Raw genomic sequence first — 1083 nt, 5'->3', positions numbered from 1 at the left:
CCTGCGGCCTGGGGGGCGTGGTCCCCTTGCTGCGGTGGCCCCAGGCATCTGGAGCCTGGAACTCGTGGCCGTGATGGCCGCTCGCGTCAGCGGTGCCGTGCCCCGCGGGGCTCGGGACGGGAGCGCAGCCCGTCGAAGAACATCCCGGTGAGGCGGTGGACGCGCTTGGGGCCCGATGCGTCCTCCGCGGCGGCGAGGGAGATGGCCATCGCCATGCACACCACGTCATCCAGGAGGACGTCGCTTCGCACCTCGCCCTTGCGCTGGGCGGCCTCCAGCAGGCGCTCGCCCTCGGCCGTCGTTGCGTCACAGCCCTGGGTGTGGCTCTTGAGGACGATACCCAGCGACGCCGCCAGCCCCCGGTACATGCCCGCCGAGTGCACGAGCTCCTCCAGGAAGACGCGCAGCGCTTCGAGCGCGGGCAGGGACGCCGCGCGTTCGCGGCTCTGCTTCGCGAGCAGCAGGAGCCGCTCGTCGCATGTCGCGGCGAGCAGTGCCTCCCGCGATTCGAAGTGACGGTAGAGCGTGCCGATGCCGACCTCCGCCCGCTTCGCCACGTCGTTGAGCGACGCGTCCGCGCCGCGCTCGGAGAACACGGCATGCGCCGCCGCGAGCAGCCGCTCCCGGTTGCGCCGCGCATCCGCGCGCAAGGCTCCGCCCGTCGCGTCCTCCTTCGGGTTCTTCGGCTGCTTTGTCATTGCCACTTGAAAAACGGAGGATAGCTCCGCATTCAACCGGAGCAATCCTCCGCTTAGCAAGGGAAAGGCAGGACCTGATGGTGACGAAGCGCGAAACCGTATTGGTGCTTGGAGCGACAGGGCAGCAGGGAGGCGCGACGGCGCGGGCCTTGCTCAAGGACGGATGGCGGGTCCGTGCGCTCGTGCGGGACCCGGCGAGCGCGAAGGCCCGGGAGCTTGAAGCGGCGGGCGTGGAGTTGGTGCGTGGAGACATGGGGGACCGTGCGTCGCTCGACCATGCGGTCGCGGGGGCGTACGGCGTCTTCAGCATCCAGCCCAGCTCGGCACAGGCGAGCTACGGCGTCACGGACGACGACGAGGTCCGCTTCGGCACATCCATCGCGGA

General features: G+C 70.4%; 2 protein-coding genes. One reads left to right on the top strand and one right to left on the bottom strand.

Annotated features, from left to right (window positions below; all coding sequences use genetic code 11):
• Nucleotides 1-86: 86 nt before the first annotated feature.
• The gene (locus D7Y21_RS41235; RefSeq protein WP_121718611.1) at nt 87-698 is read right to left on the bottom strand and encodes a TetR/AcrR family transcriptional regulator; all 612 of its coding nucleotides are present in this window, start codon (nt 696-698) and stop codon (nt 87-89) included.
• A gap of 77 nt (nt 699-775) precedes the next feature.
• On the opposite strand from D7Y21_RS41235, the gene D7Y21_RS41230 reads away from it, so the two are divergent.
• Nucleotides 776-1083, top strand: a 308-nt coding sequence (locus D7Y21_RS41230; protein ID WP_121718612.1) for an NmrA family NAD(P)-binding protein, incomplete at its 3' end; no start/stop codon positions are given.

Source organism: Corallococcus sp. AB045 (genome assembly GCF_003668895.1).
In the GTDB taxonomy this organism is placed as follows: Bacteria; Myxococcota; Myxococcia; order Myxococcales; family Myxococcaceae; genus Corallococcus; species Corallococcus coralloides.
Note: the sequence above shows the minus strand (reverse complement) of the source record. Positions and strands in the feature narration are given on the sequence as shown.

Excerpts from the sequence above, each read along its gene's own strand:
- D7Y21_RS41235 (WP_121718611.1), bottom strand. The coding sequence starts at position 698 with ATGACAAAGCAGCCGAAGAACCCGAAGGAGGACGCGACGGGCGGAGCC.